General features: G+C 43.5%; 15 protein-coding genes and 1 riboswitch. Of the genes, 3 read left to right on the top strand and 12 right to left on the bottom strand.

Annotation, left to right across the window (positions count from 1 at the left end; genetic code table 11):
* Nucleotides 1–8: 8 nt before the first annotated feature.
* From WKT01_RS04240 to thiW, 4 genes are all read right to left on the bottom strand, one after another.
* Nucleotides 9–671, bottom strand: a complete 663-nt coding sequence (locus WKT01_RS04240; protein ID WP_117975868.1) for an HAD family hydrolase — start codon at nt 669–671, stop codon at nt 9–11.
* A gap of 5 nt (nt 672–676) precedes the next feature.
* A complete protein-coding gene (gene thiE / locus WKT01_RS04235) occupies nt 677–1,321 on the bottom strand; it encodes a thiamine phosphate synthase (RefSeq protein WP_340311506.1) in 645 nt (214 codons plus the stop codon).
* Complete coding sequence (gene thiM / locus WKT01_RS04230) at nt 1,308–2,129, bottom strand: hydroxyethylthiazole kinase (protein WP_340311505.1); 822 nt, start codon at nt 2,127–2,129, stop codon at nt 1,308–1,310. Before thiM ends, thiE begins: the two co-directional genes overlap by 14 nt.
* 63 nt (nt 2,130–2,192) lie before the next feature.
* Nucleotides 2,193–2,304, bottom strand: a riboswitch (TPP riboswitch).
* Nucleotides 2,302–2,814 (bottom strand): energy coupling factor transporter S component ThiW, encoded by a 513-nt coding sequence (gene thiW, locus WKT01_RS04225; protein ID WP_059068451.1) that lies wholly within the window; start codon nt 2,812–2,814, stop codon nt 2,302–2,304. It overlaps the preceding riboswitch by 3 nt.
* Nucleotides 2,815–3,077: 263 nt before the next feature.
* Here thiW and WKT01_RS04220 point away from each other — a divergent pair, with 263 nt between their 5' ends.
* Complete coding sequence (locus tag WKT01_RS04220; RefSeq protein ID WP_059068449.1) at nt 3,078–3,557, top strand: YbaK/EbsC family protein; 480 nt, start codon at nt 3,078–3,080, stop codon at nt 3,555–3,557.
* An 83-nt stretch (nt 3,558–3,640) separates the two neighbouring features.
* On the opposite strand, the gene WKT01_RS04215 is transcribed toward WKT01_RS04220, so the two are convergent.
* From WKT01_RS04215 to WKT01_RS04205, 3 genes are read right to left on the bottom strand one after another with little or no spacing between them, the layout of a single operon-like run.
* Complete coding sequence (locus WKT01_RS04215) at nt 3,641–4,561, bottom strand: SufB/SufD family protein (RefSeq protein ID WP_340311504.1); 921 nt, start codon at nt 4,559–4,561, stop codon at nt 3,641–3,643.
* Nucleotides 4,551–5,297 (bottom strand): ABC transporter ATP-binding protein, encoded by a 747-nt coding sequence (locus WKT01_RS04210; protein ID WP_340311503.1) that lies wholly within the window; start codon nt 5,295–5,297, stop codon nt 4,551–4,553. The genes WKT01_RS04215 and WKT01_RS04210 overlap by 11 nt, the downstream gene beginning before the upstream one ends.
* Before the next feature lie 43 nt (nt 5,298–5,340).
* Complete coding sequence (locus WKT01_RS04205) at nt 5,341–6,219, bottom strand: LysR family transcriptional regulator (protein ID WP_340311502.1); 879 nt, start codon at nt 6,217–6,219, stop codon at nt 5,341–5,343.
* A 339-nt stretch (nt 6,220–6,558) separates the two neighbouring features.
* On the opposite strand from WKT01_RS04205, the gene WKT01_RS04200 reads away from it, so the two are divergent.
* Both WKT01_RS04200 and WKT01_RS04195 read left to right on the top strand, forming a co-directional pair.
* Nucleotides 6,559–7,566 carry a YeiH family protein gene (locus WKT01_RS04200; protein WP_059068443.1) on the top strand — a complete coding sequence of 336 codons (1,008 nt, stop codon included), beginning with the start codon at nt 6,559–6,561 and terminating at the stop codon, nt 7,564–7,566.
* A gap of 123 nt (nt 7,567–7,689) precedes the next feature.
* On the top strand, nt 7,690–8,001 hold the full coding sequence (locus tag WKT01_RS04195) for a heavy metal-binding domain-containing protein (protein WP_340311501.1): 312 nt from the start codon (nt 7,690–7,692) through the stop codon (nt 7,999–8,001).
* A 95-nt stretch (nt 8,002–8,096) separates the two neighbouring features.
* Here WKT01_RS04195 and WKT01_RS04190 read toward each other — a convergent pair whose 3' ends face one another.
* From WKT01_RS04190 to WKT01_RS04170, 5 genes are all read right to left on the bottom strand, one after another.
* Nucleotides 8,097–9,386 (bottom strand): aminotransferase, encoded by a 1,290-nt coding sequence (locus WKT01_RS04190; RefSeq protein WP_340311500.1) that lies wholly within the window; start codon nt 9,384–9,386, stop codon nt 8,097–8,099.
* A 132-nt stretch (nt 9,387–9,518) separates the two neighbouring features.
* Complete coding sequence (locus tag WKT01_RS04185; RefSeq protein ID WP_059068437.1) at nt 9,519–10,211, bottom strand: nucleotidyltransferase domain-containing protein; 693 nt, start codon at nt 10,209–10,211, stop codon at nt 9,519–9,521.
* 118 nt (nt 10,212–10,329) lie between these two features.
* A complete protein-coding gene (gene carB / locus WKT01_RS04180; protein ID WP_340311499.1) occupies nt 10,330–13,533 on the bottom strand; it encodes a carbamoyl-phosphate synthase large subunit in 3,204 nt (1,067 codons plus the stop codon).
* A complete protein-coding gene (locus WKT01_RS04175) occupies nt 13,533–14,603 on the bottom strand; it encodes a carbamoyl phosphate synthase small subunit (RefSeq protein WP_059068434.1) in 1,071 nt (356 codons plus the stop codon). Before WKT01_RS04175 ends, carB begins: the two co-directional genes overlap by 1 nt.
* Nucleotides 14,604–14,753: 150 nt before the next feature.
* A complete protein-coding gene (locus WKT01_RS04170; RefSeq protein ID WP_340311498.1) occupies nt 14,754–15,995 on the bottom strand; it encodes a transglutaminase domain-containing protein in 1,242 nt (413 codons plus the stop codon).
* Nucleotides 15,996–16,302 lie beyond the last annotated feature (307 nt).

The raw sequence follows: 16,302 nt of genomic DNA, 5'->3' as shown, positions 1-16,302 counted from the left end.
CTTTTCTTTCATTCTCCAGCCATTCTTTTATAAACCAACGCGAAATCCGTATATGCGGCCAAATAAATATCCGCCGTATTCCATATTCTTGCAAGATTTCTGTCATTTGCCTTGTCATATACGGCAACTGTCTTAAAACCTGCCTTCTTCGCCGTTAGGACAGCGTGATACGCATCTTCAAATACCCATGTATTTTCAGGTTCTGTATCCATCTGCAGCGCTGCGGCCAGATAAATATCCGGCTGCGATTTACTGCTTCCAATCTCTGCACATGTAAAAATCCCTTGAAAATAAGAAAAAACTCCTAATCTTTTTAATGCTGCTTCTGCATTTTGCCTATCTCCGGATGTCGCGATCGTCATGGGTATTTTTCTCGCTTTAAATTCATCCAGATATTGTCTTACGCCTTCTTTCAGAGGAACTTTCTCTCTGTAAAACTCTTCTACCCGTCTGTTCAGGCCACTTACCACCTCCGTTTCCGTAAGCGCGAGTCCATATGTTTTGATCAGATATGCAGCGCCTTCCTCCAAACTCATCTCAAAGAGGATATTTCTAAGATCTTTTTCTGCCGCTATCCCTAAACTCTTCAAATATAATTCTCCTAAGTTTTCCCAAACAGGCATGGAATTTAAAAGCGTTCCATCCACATCAAATACGATACCTTTTATCATTTTCTTTATCTTTCACCTAGCATTTCTTTTGTCAGATCACGCAGTCTCTTTGCTGCATTTTGTATATCTGACTGTGCAAAGACAGCACTGATGACTGCTATACCGCAGATTCCACTTCCTTTTAGTCTCATAACGTTTGCTTCGCCAATCCCACCGATCGCGATCACCGGAATATTTACTGCCGCACAGATTTCTTTTAGCGTCTCATGATCGACTTCTTTTGCGTCTGCCTTAGAACCTGTAGCAAATACTGCTCCTACTCCCAAATAATCTGCGCCATTTTTTTCTGCTTTTACAGCTTGCTCTACTGTCTGCGCCGATACACCGATGATCTTATCCTCACCCAGTATTTCTCGTGCATGCAGCGCTTCCATATCACTTTGACCCACGTGCACTCCATCTGCGTCAACCGCTTTTGCGATTTCTACATTATCATTGATCACAAACGGGACTTTGTACTGGCTGCAAAGTTCTTTTATCGTTTCTGCCTCTTTTAAAAATGCGGCTTCCTCCAGATTTTTTTCCCTGAGCTGTATAAATGTCGCGCCTCCTTTTAAGGCTTCTTCCACTTGTTCACAAAGTCTCTTTCCATGCAGCCATCTTCTGTCTGTCACCGCATAAAGAAGTAGATCTTTTTTAGAGCACCTCATACTTTGCACCTCTTTCTAATTCTTCTCCTGTCATATTATAAACTGCATCGATGATACGGCTGCGATATGTCGCATTTCCATCTCCTTTGCACATATAACTAAACCCGATCTCCCCGGCAAGTCCCATTGCACAGACTGCTGCTGCCGCAGCTTCCAGATGATTCTCCGGATTCGCTGTCAGATATGCTGTCATCATGCCGGATAACTGACATCCGGTTCCGGTAACCTTCCCCATCTCCGGACGTCCATTTCGTATCACATAACATTGTTTTCCGTCTGATACAAGATCAATGGCCCCTGTGACAGCAATGATCGTCTTCGTTTCATCCGCAAATTTTTTCACAAAAGCAACCGCTTCTTTCAGATTCTCTTCTTTCACGATATCTGCTATGTCCGCATCTACCCCCTTTGTCGTCCCGCTTCCATTTGCCAGCGTCCTGATCTCCGACATATTTCCACGGATAGCGGTCAGTTGGATTTCCTTCAGCAATCTCAGCGCCGTATTCGTTCTAAGCGCACTGGCGCCTGCCCCCACCGGATCCAGCAGGACAGGATGCCCCAATACATTTGCCTTTCTTCCTGCCTTAAACATTCCTTCTATACTTGTTTTGTGCAAAGTTCCAATATTGATATTAAGTCCGCCGCAGATAGATGTAATGTCCTCCACATCTTCTGCTTCATCCGACATGATCGGACTTCCTCCACAGGCCAGCAATATATTCGCCACATCATTTACAGTAACATAATTTGTAATATTATGTACCAAAGGAGCAGTTTTTCTCACTTGCTGCATGCACTTTTTTATCATATGATAAATCCTCCTATGCTTCTTATTCGATAAAAGCGGGTATACCAATGAGGTATACCCGCTGCGAATGCGTTTATATATTCCCTACGTTGGCATTATCCAAATCAGGTCACGGGTCTAGACACGTTCGTCTACTCTCAGCCTGCCTGCTGCGCAAGCTCCCCTGTTATTTCTATTGATAATTCAAATTTCCCAGATATATATCCAACACTTTCATTCTTTTCATCACAGTAACGAGAACAACTGCCAGTATCGTGCCGCCAAAACTAGAAATAAAAAATGGAATCACGAAACCAAAAACAGCGCTGTCGCTTCCCATCAGAAACGCTGCAACCGGATAACTTAAAATCCCTCCGATCACTGATGTACCGAACAGTTCACCTACATATGCATAAGGCAGATGTTTCCCATACTTATATAACATACCACAGAGAAACGCTCCACACATGGATCCCGGAAATGCCAGCAGTGTCCCGGTTCCCATCAAATTACGCAAAAGACTCGTTACAAACGCCATCCCTACCGCATACCCCGGTCCTAAAAAGACGCCGCCCAATATATTGATAAAATGCTGGACTGGAGCACATTTTGACGCGCCCACCGGAATAGACAGCGGAGAACAGACAATACCGACAGCTACAAGAATGCCTGCCAAAGCAAGCTTTTTTACATTGATGTTTTTCATGTTAACCTCCTGAAATAACGGTCGATACTCCTTGGTATCCTCTCACTCCGGAACACGGATTCCCTCGCAGGTTATTTTCGTACCTCGTACGCCGGTACAGTAAAAACCCAAACGGCGCTCCCCGCCTGAGAAAACTCTTTGTCAGATATCCGCCCATATCTTACCACAATCCTCTTTTACTGTAAAGATACTTCTGTTATAATACACAATAGTAAACTTGGTATCCTATATCATAAATAACAGGAAAAATAAAGGAGATCACAATGTCTGTTCAGATTGTTAAAGATTATTTTAAAAACAAAAATATATCTAAAGAAATTATTGAGTTTTCATCTTCCAGTGCAACTGTTGATCTTGCGGCACAAGCCGCCGGTGTAGAACCTGCACGTATTGCCAAAACACTTTCTTTCTATACTAAGGAAAGAGATACTGCCATCCTTATTGTAACTGCAGGAGACACAAAAATAGACAATAGTAAATTTAAACATTTCTTTAGCATGAAAGCTAAAATGTTATCTCCTGAAGATGTCGAAACCTACACTGGACACGCCGTCGGGGGAGTATGTCCTTTTGGAAATCCCTCCTCAGTCACGACGTATCTGGACGTGTCCCTAAAGCGCTTTTCCACCGTATTCCCCGCTGCGGGGAGCGCAAATTCCGCAGTAGAAGTGACCTGTGAAGAATTAGAAAAATTTGCAGAAGCCGCAGACTGGATCGACGTGTGTAAGACACCCTCTGTCTGACACTCTCAGGAAAAACTTTCAAAACATAACAAAAAGGGAATGACCACGGTTGTTAGAACATACCGTCTGTCATCCCCCTTTTTTTATTTCAAGAAATTTTCGATGATCACTGCCTCTGCCTCTTCCTCGTTGAGTCCGAATGTCCGCAGTTTGATCAGCTGTTCATCATTGATCCTTCCAATTGCCGCTTCATGTACGATCTGCGCATCCACATGCCTTGCGTTAATCTCCGGAATGGAACTGATCTCTGCTTCATCCATGATGATAGAATCACACTGCACATGTGCATGGCAGAGATTGTTTCCGATTGCTTTCGGATGGAACACCTGTCTGGATTTCCCTTTTGCAACAGAACGTGACACAATCCTGGCAGAACTATTTTCTCCCATCAGCTGCACATCCATATTCGAGATTGCTGTCTGTTCTTCATGTGTCATCAGCTTCTCCGTCACAAAAAGCTTAGCGTTTTCTGCCAGTTCAATATAATTTTCTCTTTCTGTAGAATCAACGCCCTTAATCTGTGAAGTCTCAAGTGTAAACACAGAGTTCTCACCTACGTATATTTTTGTAACTGGATTCAACACTTTTTTCCCCGTGCCGTCTCCTTGTGCATAGTGGTTCTCTATATATTTTACATTGGCGTTTTCCCCTACATGGAAAGTATGGATACCGTCATGCCTCGTCTCGCTGCATCCTTCTCCATGAATCCCACATCCGGCGATAATGGTGACATCCGCTCCATCTTCTATATAGAAATCATTATATACAACATCTACACCTTCCTTTGACATAACAACCGGAATGTGTACCTGCTCGTTTTTTGCCTCGCCGCTGATATGGATATCAATACCTGGTCGATCTTCCTTTTTCACTATATGGATGTGTCTGCTGTCACCGTGACATACAGCCATCCCGTTTAACCTTAAATTATATGCGCCCTTCTGTTTAAATCCATAGGAATCTATCACATCCAGCACATCCTGCGTCACTTTATCAAGCTCCATAGAGTTCCCCTCCTTTTTGCTTACGACATTCACAGGCGTCCATTGCATGTCCAAATAACTCCGGCATGATTTCTTGTGCCGTACCGATGCTTTTTTTCTTTCCATCCGCAATCACCATAATACGATCCGCCATCTCAATGATCCGCTCCTGATGAGAGATTAAAATAAGACTTTCCTTTTTTTCTCTGTGGATCTGTTCAAAACGTTTGATCAGCATAGAAAAACTCCACAGATCGATCCCGGCTTCCGGCTCATCAAAAATACAAAGCGCATGGCGCTTCGCAAGAACCGTAGCAATTTCAATCCGTTTCATTTCTCCGCCCGACAATGTAGCATCTGCTTCTCTGTCTATATATTCTCTCGCACACAACCCTACACTGCTCAACAGTTCACAGCAAGTCTTTTCATCCAATGTCCGGCCCGCGGCAAGAGATAAAAGCCGCCTCACAGTCATCCCTTTAAAGCGGGGAGGCTGCTGAAAGGCAAAGCCGATCCCCGCTTTTGCTCGCTCATCTATTGAAAGAGCTGTAATATCCTGCCCATCCAGATAAATCTTTCCTGCAGTTTCTTTGTTGATTCCCATCAACACTTTTGCCAGCGTAGATTTGCCGCCTCCATTTGGTCCCGTAATGACCAGCATCTCTCCATCCTGAACGGTAAAACTAACGTCGGATAAAATCTCCGACTGCCGTCCTTCTTCTACTATATCATAAGATAAATGCTCTACCTGTAACACCTACATCACTTCCTTTTTTATAATCTTGCGTATACTGCGTTCTTCATATCGAAAATCTCTGAAATATCTCTCTGTAGCGCTCTGCATAAATACTCCCCCGACGCCAGAGAAACGTAAAGTCATGAGACACCTGAAAATCCGGCAGATCGATCTTTTGTATCTCGCCCTTTTCCAGTTCATCTTTTACAGCAACTTCATATAAAAATGTAATACCACATCCTGCTTTTGTCAACTCTTTAATGGTCTGCAGGCTTCCTGCTTCCACACATTTCTTAAAATCATCCAGGCTAAAATTCTGTGAACTCAAAAACCGCTCCAGTACTTCTCTTGTACCGGAACCCGATTCCCGCAGCAGAAGACGTTCTCCGAATAAATCTTCTATTTTTTCCGGTTTCTTTACAAACGCATACCTCTGCCCACAGACAGCAATATATGCTTCTGTTGAATAATGCATAAAATCATATTCTCTTTTCTTAAAAAACCCTTCCACGATCGCAAAATCAATCTGCCCTTCATCCAATCTGTTCAGCAGCATATTCGTATTTTCCACTTCCATGTGTATCTTCGCATCCGGATACGAGGCCAGATACTTTGCCAGTATCTTCCCCATCAATGCATCTCCTACCGTACGTGTCGCCCCAAAGCGTATCTCTTTTAATTCTTCCCCTTCCTTTCTCATTTCATTCTGGAGAGAAAGCTCATCATGTTTCATTGTCATAGATGCATTTCTAAGCAGTTCGCCCGCATTCGTCAAACGCAGTTTTTTCCCTTCATAGAGAAATAATTTCGTATGGTAGTATTTCTCCAGATAGTGGATATGCTGTGAAACTGCCGGCTGTGTAATGTGAAGTTCTTCTGCTGCCCTTGTAAAATTCATGCAGTGGCAGACTTTTAAAAATGTTTCCATACGAAAATCAAGCATATAGACCCCTCTTATATTTCTATCCTATACCTTATCGGGCATAGCCCGTCAGCCTGTAAGGCCCAAATTGCGGGATGCCCAAACAGGTATATAGCGTCCTATTGAAACAAGATGCGGGATATTCCGATCAGAACAGCCCGCACCCTATATATGCTGACCTTATCAGCTTTATAGTAATTACTCCCTGCATTTATCATAACATATATTTATTATAAAATAAAGATATATAATTATATTTTATATTCTCTTTATGGTATGCTTTTTTCAACAGCAATCTTGCGTATACCCCTGCCTCGCCTGTTGCTGAAATTTTTATCATCATCTATGGAGGAATATAGTATGAACTTTATTAAAAAAAATGGTGCAGGTCTGCTTCTTTGTCTATTCATCTCGTTCCCAGCCTGGTTTTTAGGTCAACGTTTTCCTGTCGTAGGAGGGCCTGTATTTTCTATCTTGATTGGAATGATCCTTACTTTATTCATGCCGCAAAAAGAAAAATTTGCTCCGGGGATCCACTATACATCTAAAAAAATCTTACAGGCAGCTGTCGTTTTTTTAGGTTTCGGCATGAATCTGACAGAAATACTGGCAAAAGGCAGACAGTCACTCCCTATTATCCTTTCTACAATCTCTGTTTCTCTACTCATTGCCTTTTTTCTCTATAAGGTATTAAAATTAACACCGGACAGCGCGATCCTTGTAGGCGTCGGTTCTTCTGTCTGCGGAGGAAGCGCTATCGCCGCTACCGCTCCGGTCATTGATGCTTCTGACGAAGACGTAGCACAGTCTATCTCTGTTATTTTTCTTTTCAATGTCCTTGCCGCTCTCCTATTTCCCACGCTGGGAGGTCTTCTTGGGCTCAGCAATGAAGGATTCGGTTTATTCGCTGGAACCGCGATCAATGATACTTCCTCTGTCACAGCCGCTGCCGCCGCCTGGGACGGCATACACGCAAGCCACACACTAGAAGCTGCCGCAATCGTCAAAATGACACGGACACTGGCGATCATTCCTATCACATTGACTCTTGCTCTCTGGCGAGGCCGAAAAGAAAAAAACAGAAAAGATTCTACTTTTAGCCTGAAAAAATCTTTTCCGTTCTTTGTTCTCTTTTTTATACTCGCCAGCGTGGTCACTACCATATTCCAGCTCCCCTATGAAGTGACTGCCCCTCTAAAAGAACTAAGCAAATTTCTGATCGTCATGGCCATGGCAGCGATCGGATTGCATACAAATATCATCCAGCTTGTCCGTACCGGCGCAAAACCAATTTTTACCGGTTTCTGCTGTTGGATCGGGATCACTTTTGTAAGTTTGTGCATGCAGCATATACTCGGTTTATGGTAGAAACGGGACCCTGCCATAATAAAAACAGCAGAAATATCATTTTCCAGAACACAAAACCATGCTATAATAATTATATTATTATGTAACAGACACATTTTTATTTGGATAAGGAGGGCTATCATCATGTTAGTAGTAACCACTGAAACAATACCGGGTCAGAATTTTGAGGTACTAGGACTGGTAAAAGGAAGTACGATCCAATGTAAAAATATCGGCCGAGATATAGGTAGTTCTTTTAAAAACCTGGTCGGCGGCGAGATGAAATCTTATGTAGACATGATGAATCAAGCACGGGATATCGCCTATGAACGTATGATAGAGGATGCAGAACGTTTTCCTGCCGACGCCGTCGTTGCCATGCGCTTCGCCTCCAGTTCTATCGCCCAGGGAGCTGCGGAAGTGATGGCCTATGGCACAGCAGTAAAATTTAAATAAGCATGAAAAAGGAGATGTCTCTTCACTATATTTAACCATTGAAGATGCATCTCCTTTTCTCATGCTTGGATTATCTTGCTTTTTTAAATAGCATGCTATATACTTTCTTTCAACAATTTTTCTGCACTTACTAATTTTACACTCAGCACAAAAATTTCTGCTGCCTCTTTTAATTCTTCCAACGTTGGATAGGTCGGCGCGATCCGAATATTGCTGTCATGGGGATCTTTCCCATACGGATACGTTGCACCTGCTTCGGTCATCACAAGTCCTGCTTCCTTGGCTTTTGCCACGATTGCTTTGGCGCAGCCATCCATTGCCTCAAAGGAGATAAAATACCCGCCTCTTGGCGCAATCCACCTTCCAATCTCAAGATCCCCCAGTTCTCTTTCTAAAGCCGAAAGGACAGCCTCAAATTTCGGACGGATGATCTCTGCATGCTTTTTCATATGTGCATGGATACCATCCAAATCTTTGAAAAATCTCACGTGTCGGAGTTGATTGATCTTGTCATGCCCTATAGTCTGCATTTTCATTGTATTTTTCACATCTTTTAGGTTAGCTTCCGATGCCGCCAACGCTGCAATTCCCGCGCCCGGAAAACTGATCTTGGATGTAGAGGAAAACTTATATACCATATCCGGACTACCTGCTTTTTTACATTCTTCTAATATTTCCAAAATCTGATCTTGTTTATCTTCATATAGATGATGCACACAATACGCATTGTCCCAGTAAATTCTGAAATCCTCTGCTGCCGGCTGCAAATGTGCGAAACGGCGGACTGTTTCACCACTATATGTGATTCCCTGTGGATTGGAATATTTTGGCACACACCAGATCCCTTTTACAGAAGCATCCGTATTGACAAGGTCCTCTACCATATCCATATCCGGTCCATCCTCGCGCATGGGAATATTGATCATTTCAATCCCAAAATGTTCCGTAATCCCAAAATGTCTGTCATATCCTGGAACAGGACATAAGAATTTCACTTTATCCAGCTTGCACCAAGGAGTACAGCCCATCACGCCGTGCAGCATAGAACGTGCCACCGTATCATACATGATATTCAGGCTGGAATTACCAAATACGATCACATTCTCCGGCTCTGTTTCCATTATATCCGCAAACAGTTTCTTCGCCTCCGGTATCCCATCCAATATCCCATAATTTCTTGCATCCATTCCATTCTCACAAAGCAGGGAGCTTTTGCTGTTTACCGTATCAAGCATTCCCACAGAAAGTTCCAGTTGTTCTGCCGATGGTTTTCCTCTGGACATATCCATTTTAAGTCCTCTCGCCCTTACTTCTGCAAACTGCTGCTCTAGTTCCTCCTTGACTTGTTTTAATTCTTCCCGGCTCAATGCTTTATATGCTGTCATTTCGTACTCCTCCATTTTCTTTGTGCATTTTATCTCACTGCATGTTATTGTATCGCCAAAATGAAATTTCGTCAATCATTTCTTGCATTTTATCGTGATCTAAAAGCACTTTTTCAGCTAAATACCTGTATATTATGACTTATTTATTTTCATATTATTCATTTTGTATATTATATCCGACGCCCAATCGATCAGTTTTTGGTCGGCTTCATCCAATGTTCCTTTCTGTCCATCCAGTTCCTTTTTCATCTGCATGGCTATATATAGGATCTCCCGGTCTTTCCCCGACAGTTTTACAAATAATTCCGCTCTTTTACTGATATACACCTGACTTTCCAGAAAATATTTTGCCTGTAATACAAAAACTGCCGACTTATATAAAGACTGTGTGATTTCTTTCTGCCGTTCATGGACAATATTATGGCATGCGCCATGATAAATATTACACGCTCCCATATGTACTGCCTCTCTTATATCGTTCTCTGTCACTGCAGACAGTATATTTTCAAGGCTTCCCTTTAACGGCACGGTGTCATGGCAAAACTGAAACAAATCTGCTTTCGTCCAATTCTCCAGTTCTTGTCTGCCGGAAATAAAACCACATGTTTTTTCTCTATACGGCAGTTCATCCAGCATGTTTCTATAAATGCGAAGGTCAGCGGCAAGCAGTTTATCTAATACCAGTACAACATCTATATCACTGTCCTGCGTTCCTTCTCCTCGTGCATAACTTCCCTGCACTCCTAAAAACCATACTCTGTATCCAAAAGTCCTATCTACTGCCTCTGCATACATCTCCAGCCATTCATAAATTTGAAATCCCATCTATATTTTCTCCTTTTTAATCTATACGAAAAACTCTGACAGAATCAGGCATAAACCTGGCTGTCAGAGCTTTTATACATAACAAAACGGTATCCTTGAAAAATCTATCTGTCTTTTTTTACTGCACCGTGGCAATATCGATCAATGTCAGTTTCTTGATGTCTGTATTCTCCAGACTGGTGATCAAAGCCTGCGCCGTATCAATCGCTGTCAATACATTCACCCCTGTCTCAATGGCATTGCGGCGGATGATGAAGCCATCTCTTGCATGCTCTGCTCCCTGTGCGGGGATATCAATTACAAGGTCGATCTTATGCCCCAGAATCAGATCCATCAAGTTCGGAGATTCCTGCTCGATCTTGCGCACCGGCGTTGCTTTCACACCTGCGGCATTTAAAGCACGCGCCGTACCGCTCGTAGCAAAAATATGATACCCGATCGCCGCAAACCTGCGTCCGATCTCTACAGCTTCCGGCTGATCCTCGTCACGTACGGTCATGATCATATTCTTAAATTTCGGAAGTTTGATACCGGCTCCTAAAAACGCCTTATAAAGAGCCTCGTCAAAAGTTTTCGCAATACCAAGACATTCTCCTGTGGATTTCATCTCAGGTCCCAGACTAATATCTGCGCCTCGGATCTTCTCAAAGGAAAATACCGGCATTTTCACAGCTACATACTCTGCTTCCGGCTGCAGTCCCGGTGTATATCCCAATTCCTTTATCTTATTTCCAATGATCACTTTCGATGCCAGCGGAACGATCGGGATACCTGTCACCTTACTGATATACGGAACTGTACGGCTGGAGCGAGGATTTACTTCGATCACATAGACGTCCTCCTCGCCGCAGACGATAAACTGGATATTGATAAGGCCTACCACATGAAGCGACTTTGCCAGCCTTCTCGTATACTCGGCGATTTTTTCTTTCGCTTTTTTCGTCAGACTCTGCGCTGGATATACCGAGATACTGTCGCCCGAATGGATGCCTGCACGCTCAATATGCTCCATGATACCCGGTATCAGGATATCCTCTCCGTCACACACTGCGTCTACTTCGATTTCTTTTCCCTGCAGATATTTATCTACAAGGATCGGATGATCTTGTGCGATCCGATTGATAATCCCGATAAACTCATCTATGTCATGGTCATTTATAGCGATCTGCATACCCTGTCCGCCCAGTACATAAGAAGGTCTTACCAAAACCGGATACCCCAGCCTGTTCGCTACTTCTTTGGCTTCCTCCGCGGTAAAGACTGTTCCTCCCGTGGGACGTGGAATCTCACATTCTTCCAGGATTTCATCAAATAATTCTCTATCTTCTGCCTTATCAACATTCTCTGCTGATGTCCCTAAAATCGGCACGCCCATCTTCATCAGCGCTTCTGTCAGCTTGATCGCCGTCTGTCCACCGAACTGTACCACCGCGCCGTCCGGTTTCTCGATATCTACAATGCTCTCCACATCTTCCGGTGTCAGAGGCTCAAAATACAGCTTGTCTGCAATATCAAAATCTGTGCTCACCGTTTCCGGGTTATTATTTACAATGATCGTTTCATAACCTTCTTTGGAAAATGCCCATGTACAATGTACGGAACAAAAGTCGAACTCGATTCCCTGACCGATCCGTATAGGACCAGAACCAAGAACAAGTACTTTCTTTCTATCCTGTGTCTTTTCCACTTCACTCTCACTGCCATATACAGAGTAATAATATGGCGTCTCTGCCGCAAATTCTGCCGCGCAGGTATCTACCATTTTATATGCTGCCACGATATAGTTCGCATGACGCATATCATGGATCGCTCTCTCGTCGGTTCCAGTCAGGCGGGCGATCACGTTATCCGGAAACTCCATCCGCTTAGCCTCTTTTAAAAGTTCCACAGTCAACGGCTGCGTCTTTAACGCATTTTCCATCTCCACGATGCGGGCAAATTTATCAATAAACCACTCATCTATCAAGGTAATGCTGTGTATCGTCTCATAGCTTATTCCTCGCCGCACTGCCTCTGCGATCCTCCACATCCGCATATCATCAACGATCGTAAGCTGCTCTAGCAGTTCGTCCTCTGTCAATCCTGTAAAATCATAAGACAGCAGGCTATCCACGTGCTGCTCCAGAGAACGGATCGCCTTCATCAGCGCGCCCTCGAAATTATCGCAGATACTCATAACTTCTCCTGTAGCTTTCATCTGCGTCGTCAGCGTTCTCTTAGCGCTGATAAATTTATCAAACGGAAGTCTGGGTAATTTTACTACACAGTAATCTAACATAGGCTCAAAGCTGGCATATGTCTTCTGTGTGATCGCATTTTTAATCTCATCCAATGTATAGCCCAGAGCAATCTTCGCCGCTACTTTTGCAATCGGGTACCCAGTGGCTTTCGATGCCAGCGCAGAAGAACGGCTCACACGCGGATTGACCTCGATCACACAGTATTCAAACGTCTCTGGATGCAATGCATACTGTACATTACATCCTCCAGTGATATTCAATTCGCTGATGATGTTCAAAGCAGAGGTACGCAGCATCTGATACTCTTTATCGCCTAATGTCTGGGAAGGCGCTACGACGATGCTGTCCCCTGTATGTACACCGACAGGATCGATATTTTCCATATTACAAACGGTAATGCAGTTGCCGTTTCCATCCCGCATGACCTCATACTCGATTTCCTTCCACCCTGCGATACAGCGTTCCACTAGCACCTGGCCCACACGAGAAAGACGAAGTCCATTTTCCAGGATTTCCACCAGCTGCTCACTGTCATGGGCAATACCGCCGCCGCTTCCGCCAAGCGTATATGCCGGACGCAGTACTACCGGATACCCAATCTTATTGGCAAATGAAAGACCGTCTTCCACATTTTCTACGACCAGAGAGGCTGCCACCGGCTCTCCTATCTTCTCCATCGTAGCCTTGAATTCCAGACGATCTTCCGCTTTTTTGATGGTTTCTGAAGTCGTTCCGATCAGCCGTACACCATGTTCTCTTAAAAAACCAGCTTCTTCTAATTCCATCGCCAGATTTAGTCCCGCTTGTCCTCCCAGAGTGGGAAGCACGCTATCTGGCTCTTCCTTTAAAATAAGCTGCTCAACAACCTCTACCGTCAGTGGTTCTATATAAACACGGTCCGCAATATCCTTATCTGTCATGATCGTAGCCGGATTCGAATTTAAAAGCACGACTTCGATTCCTTCTTCTTTCAAGGAACGACATGCCTGTGTCCCTGCATAATCAAATTCTGCAGCCTGCCCGATCACGATCGGCCCGGAACCGATCACTAAAACTTTTTTGATACTCTTATCTCTTGGCATTATTTCGTCCCTCCCATCATATCTATGAACCGATCAAACAAGTAACCAGAATCCTGTGGTCCCGGACACGCCTCCGGATGAAACTGCACAGTAAATATCTTCTTTCCAACATAAGAAAGCCCTTCGTTCGTACCATCATTTACATTGACAAACGCCGGAACCGCAACATTTGCATCTACACTTTCGGTATCCACCACATAGCCATGATTCTGTGAGGAAATATAGACACGGTTTGTCTGCAGATCTTTGACCGGATGATTGCCTCCCCTGTGCCCGTATTTTAATTTATGTGTAGTTGCCCCCGTTGCAAGAGCCATAAGCTGATGTCCCAAGCAGATCGCAAAGATTGGAATATCACTGTCATACAATTTTTTAATTTCTTTTATAATGGAAGTACAGTCTGCCGGGTCTCCAGGTCCGTTGGACAACATGATTCCGTCAGGATAAGATGAAAGAATTTCTTCCGCCGTTGTGTGTGCCGGATATACAGTCACTTCGCAGCCGCGTTGATGCAGAGATTTGGCAATATTATTTTTTGCCCCCAGATCCAGAAGTGCCACCTTTTTGCCGTTTCCTTCAAGGACATATTTTTCAGAACAAGTTGCTTTAGAGACCACATCTCCCACCTTATATTCCTTTAATTTAGGAAGAATTTCTCCCAGATCGTAATCTGTATTCGTAGTGATCATCCCATTCATGGTTCCCTTTTCCCTGAGAATCTTTGTAAGGGCACGCGTATCCACCCCCGCAATCCCCGGAATATCCTGCTCTTTTAAGAAATCTTGGATCGTTCCCTCACACCGGAAATTGCTCGGCATACGGGACAATTCTCTCACAATATACCCATCCGGCCATGCCTTTTTAGATTCCATGTCCGGCGTGATCCCATAGTTTCCAATCAACGGATAGGTCATGACCACTGCCTGTCCCGCATAAGAAGGGTCAGTCAATACCTCTAAATATCCTGTCATGGAGGTATTAAATACGATTTCGCTGATCATATCTTTTGTCGAACCAATGCTAGTCCCCGTAAACACAGTTCCGTCTTCTAATATCAGAAATGCCTTCATCTGTCCACCTTATCCCTTCGTAAATTTTACTGTTTGATTTGCGCATAACAAAGGCACTCTTGGAGTCTTTTCATCCAGAGCGCCCACTTTCTCAAATTGTAAAGATTATACTACATTTAAATTCATATTTCAATACTACAATTTCATTTTTCACAATTCCCAGAAAACCATGATCTTATTCATATCCTCATCCTCCACATATGTATACCGCACACTGCTCACACCATGATACTCTGCAATCTCTGCACAGACAGCAGGCAGCACTTCTCCGATCAGTGTACTGCATGCCTCCAGATACAGAGCATGATCGGAGAATTTACAAGTAAAAGACGTCTCTCCCAGATAGAAACTCTCACGCATTTTGCTGCGTATTTCCTCCGCGTCAAATGTCTCATAATACATGCCTTCCATCCTATAATAATGCAGGTCATCCGAACTGCAGACAGGATATCCCATGCTTTCATCTGCCCTATGTGTCTGTATGATCACTTCATCTGTACAGCAAAGATAATCATAGTTCACGATCTCCTGTGGAACGGACATGTTTTCTTCCACCGCCAGAAATACAGGATCTCCAAATGTTACATCCATCTGATAATATTTTCCCTCACAGTTCACGATATTCCATGCATGTGCTCCTTGTTCCACAATGTCGCCCACCACATAGATACACTCCATTCCTGCCTGCTGCAGCAAGTACTGCGCTGCCCGCGCATAGCCGGCACACACGGATTTCTTGTTCACCAGAGCGCTGTATATATTCTGGTTGTCCGGAGCCTTTGAATCATATTCTACTGTTTTCACCAGATAATCAAAAATATAACGTATCTGTTCATATTCTGTCATCCCCTGCACAAAAGCGTCTAAACATGCCTTTGACGCCGTCTGTATCTGCGCTTCTCTTTCTTTTTTCTGCTCTCCTGTACAGTGATAACCAGGATAAAATTGAAGCGTTGTTTCATAAATCGTCATCTTGGAGGTACCGTCGCACCAGAATAATTCCGGTCTGTCATACAATAGGTACTCATAGACCTTTGCTGCTAGTTCTCCATCAGATGTAGGAAGCTCGATATATGCAAGTTCCTCTTTTACTCCCTGCCAAAGCGCATAGTACATATCCTGTTCCGCTGCTGTTAATTTCTGATAATAGAATCCTTTTGCTCCATAATGCTGATCCGCCGTCTTCTGCCTGTCCATATTCGTTTCTGTTATACACCGCTGTATCTCTTTTTCTCCTCTTACAGTACTCCAGAGGTTGATCTTATGCGCCCTCTTAGAAACAGGCGCAAGGCCACCTATATTCCATACTGCTATACCGGCAGATAAGAGCACTAATATTCCGATCAGGACTCTCTTTTTTCCCCATTTTCTTTCTGTCCGTCTTCTTTTCATACGCCGCCTTTCCCTCAATTTTACACAATTCGGATATTTCCTGACTCATCCTTTTCATATATACGTTTCTTAACGATACGCTATACTCAAAATTGCATTTTATCCCCACATAAATGCATATTTATGATATCATTTTGATATAAGAGAGGGGTGACTGATTATGATGCATGTCTTTTATTGCATAAAATGCAAAAAATATCATTATACCAATAATAAAGCACATGCGATCTGCTGCGGACAGCCAATGTACTTTGTTGATGTAGATTTTACAGATTTTGTACATATGGATAAATTTGAACGTGAAAAT

Source organism: Mediterraneibacter sp. ICN-202921 (assembly GCF_037890075.1).
GTDB classification, from domain to species: Bacteria; Bacillota; Clostridia; order Lachnospirales; family Lachnospiraceae; genus Mediterraneibacter; species Mediterraneibacter massiliensis.
The sequence above is the reverse complement of the archived record's forward strand: the minus strand, read 5'-3'. Positions and strand labels throughout refer to the sequence as shown.

Excerpts from the sequence above, each read along its gene's own strand:
- WKT01_RS04240 (WP_117975868.1), bottom strand. The coding sequence starts at position 671 with ATGATAAAAGGTATCGTATTTGATGTGGATGGAACGCTTTTAAATTCC.
- thiE (WP_340311506.1), bottom strand. The coding sequence starts at position 1,321 with ATGAGGTGCTCTAAAAAAGATCTACTTCTTTATGCGGTGACAGACAGA.
- thiM (WP_340311505.1), bottom strand. The coding sequence starts at position 2,129 with ATGATAAAAAAGTGCATGCAGCAAGTGAGAAAAACTGCTCCTTTGGTA.
- thiW (WP_059068451.1), bottom strand. The coding sequence starts at position 2,814 with ATGAAAAACATCAATGTAAAAAAGCTTGCTTTGGCAGGCATTCTTGTA.
- WKT01_RS04220 (WP_059068449.1), top strand. The coding sequence starts at position 3,078 with ATGTCTGTTCAGATTGTTAAAGATTATTTTAAAAACAAAAATATATCT.
- WKT01_RS04215 (WP_340311504.1), bottom strand. The coding sequence starts at position 4,561 with ATGGAGCTTGATAAAGTGACGCAGGATGTGCTGGATGTGATAGATTCC.
- WKT01_RS04205 (WP_340311502.1), bottom strand. The coding sequence starts at position 6,219 with ATGCTTGATTTTCGTATGGAAACATTTTTAAAAGTCTGCCACTGCATG.
- WKT01_RS04200 (WP_059068443.1), top strand. The coding sequence starts at position 6,559 with ATGAACTTTATTAAAAAAAATGGTGCAGGTCTGCTTCTTTGTCTATTC.
- WKT01_RS04195 (WP_340311501.1), top strand. The coding sequence starts at position 7,690 with ATGTTAGTAGTAACCACTGAAACAATACCGGGTCAGAATTTTGAGGTA.
- WKT01_RS04190 (WP_340311500.1), bottom strand. The coding sequence starts at position 9,386 with ATGACAGCATATAAAGCATTGAGCCGGGAAGAATTAAAACAAGTCAAG.
- WKT01_RS04185 (WP_059068437.1), bottom strand. The coding sequence starts at position 10,211 with ATGGGATTTCAAATTTATGAATGGCTGGAGATGTATGCAGAGGCAGTA.
- carB (WP_340311499.1), bottom strand. The coding sequence starts at position 13,533 with ATGCCAAGAGATAAGAGTATCAAAAAAGTTTTAGTGATCGGTTCCGGG.
- WKT01_RS04175 (WP_059068434.1), bottom strand. The coding sequence starts at position 14,603 with ATGAAGGCATTTCTGATATTAGAAGACGGAACTGTGTTTACGGGGACT.
- WKT01_RS04170 (WP_340311498.1), bottom strand. The coding sequence starts at position 15,995 with ATGAAAAGAAGACGGACAGAAAGAAAATGGGGAAAAAAGAGAGTCCTG.